The sequence below is a fragment of the Synergistaceae bacterium genome (assembly GCA_012728235.1).
In the GTDB taxonomy this organism is placed as follows: domain Bacteria; phylum Synergistota; class Synergistia; order Synergistales; family Synergistaceae; genus JAAYFL01.
Map to the genome: position 1 here is coordinate 1 of JAAYFL010000109.1, position 2,404 is coordinate 2,404.

Sequence of the window (2,404 nt, forward strand, 5' to 3'; positions counted from 1 at the left end):
ATGTTTTTCGGTGGATGGGCGACTGCTCTTCCTGCCGAAAATAACATAAATATTATAGATATAGTTAGTAGTATATGTTTTTTCAACTTAATAACCTTCTTTCTGTTTGAAAATAATAAGCCGCCTCAATTGGAATTTTTAGTGTAAATTGATAGGTATTCCAAACTAATCTGTTGAAGAACCGGCTATTCTCATTGAATTTAATATGACTGTAATCGAGCTCGCTGCCATAGCCACCTCAGCGACTATAGGATGTAAGAGTCCGGACATGGCAAGAGGAATTGCAATAATATTATACAGAAATGCCCCGAATAAATTTTGATAAATTACTTTCTTTGTTTTCTTTGCTATTCGAACAACGGCCACGACTTTCGAAAGGCCGCCCTTCACTATGACAATGTCCGCATTATCAACGGCTAAATCCATTCCACTTCCCATTGCTATACCTACGTGTGCTCCTCTCAGAGCAGCAGCGTCATTTATGCCATCTCCAACCATCAGAACTTTAGAACCAGAGATTTGAATTTTTTGTATAAGTGACAGCTTGTCCTCAGGATGAATCTCAGAGTATACTTCCTTTATGCCAACATCGCGGGCAACTTGCATGGCAACTTCCATTCTGTCTCCTGTTGCCATAATTGATGTGATGCCTAGAGATTTTAAGTTTTCTATAGCAGTAGCTGAGTCCTCTCTGAGTGAATCTGTTATTGCAAAATAACCTAACGGGTTTTCATTTTTACGAACTTCTACGACTGTGACATCAATTCCTGCTTCTTTCGGATAAACTAATGGGCGTCCAACAAACCAAAGGTCGTCACCCCATTTACCGCTAATTCCTTCTCCTGCTTTTTCAATCAATTCATCTGGGTCGGAGATGTTGGGCTGGCCATTCAGAATGCTAACTACTGCTTTTGCAACAGGATGTCCGGATAAGGATTCTAGTTTATAGGCATAGGGACGAGCCTCTTCAGGAAGTTCCCATTTTGTGACAGTCGGTGTGCCTTTCGTTAATGTTCCTGTCTTATCTAAAATGGCGTAGCTGGTCTGATTTAGAGTTTGTATGGCCTCAGCATTTCTTATTAAAAGGCCAGATTTAGAAGCTTCTCCTGTGCTAACCGCAAGTGCCAAAGGGATGGCAAGGCCAAGAGCACATGGGCAAGCTATAACTAAAGTGGCTACAAAAGCGTATACTGCTGCGTCTACAGGAGAAGTATATGCAGTCGGCCATGGCAAATACGAAGCAAGCGGAGAAAAAAGAGCAGACAGAGCATCAAAAGCAAAAAACCAAGACAGAGCACTGAATACTGCCAGAGAAATTATTGTGGGCACAAACTTTAGGGTAATACGGTCGGCAAGGGCCTGGAGGGGAACTTTTGTGCTCTGTGTTTCACGTACGAGATCAATCATTTTTGCTAGAAAAGTTTCCTCGTCAATTTTGGTTGTTTTTATAATCAAAGAACCTGAGAGATTCATGGCGCCACCAGTTACATCTGAGCCAATATCTTTTATAATGGGCAAGGATTCACCCGTAAGTAGAGATTCATCAACCTCAGATAGGCCCGAAGTGACAATTCCGTCGAGAGGGATTCGCTCGCCAGCATTTACTCTTATAAGTGTTTCCGGTTTGATGGCTTCTATGGGAACCATAATGTAGTCGTCTTCAAGAAGTACTCTAGCTTCTCTTGGCTGTAAAGTTAGGAGTTTTTTCACTTCTTTAGTAGCTCTGTCACGAAGGCGCGATTCTATATATCTTCCAGTTAAATGAAGCATCAAAATCATAATGCCAACAGTCCCGAAAGAGGGGATATGAAGTCCTAAAAGACTCAAAAGAGCATTAGCTAAGGAGGCTATAGCACTAATAGTTATAAGAGAGTCCATGTTTGTATGAAAGTGAACAAAAGCTATCCAAGCCCCTCTTATAGTTTTACGGCCACAATAAAATATAGCAAAAAAAGCAGCTACAATTTCAAGATAGGGGTACCATGAAAAGTTTACGTTATAAATCATATGCAAAAACATAAGAATAGACATAGGTAATCCAACAGCCCATATCATAAGCAAATCTTTGCGTGCTTCTTTGTACTGTTTTTCATCTAGATCAGAAGAAATATCTTTAGAAACACTGTACCCTACAGATTTGACAGCATTTTCGAGCATTTCAAAAGTAACTGTTGAATCCGCCACGACAAAGGCTGTCTTTGTGGTTAGATTGACCGAAGCAAAAGTTACTCCGTTAACCTTTGCAAGAGCTTCTTCTGCTATACCTGAGCATGTTGTACAAGTCATTCCCAGAACGCTAAAATTCATTTTGATTTCATCCGTATTGCTCATAAATTTAGCTCCTTTTCTAATAAAAATGTTAAAATACTTGCCAGTTTCTCAAAGACATGTATAATATTTAACG

General features: G+C 40.0%; 1 protein-coding gene. It reads right to left on the reverse strand.

The window, feature by feature from the left end; all coding sequences use genetic code 11:
• Positions 1-165 precede the first annotated feature (165 nt).
• On the reverse strand, positions 166-2,331 hold the full coding sequence (locus GXZ13_06775; protein NLX75515.1) for a cation-translocating P-type ATPase: 2,166 nt from the start codon (positions 2,329-2,331) through the stop codon (positions 166-168).
• Between the last annotated feature and the right edge of the window lie 73 nt (positions 2,332-2,404).

Excerpts from the sequence above, each read along its gene's own strand:
- GXZ13_06775 (NLX75515.1), bottom strand. The coding sequence starts at position 2,331 with ATGAGCAATACGGATGAAATCAAAATGAATTTTAGCGTTCTGGGAATG.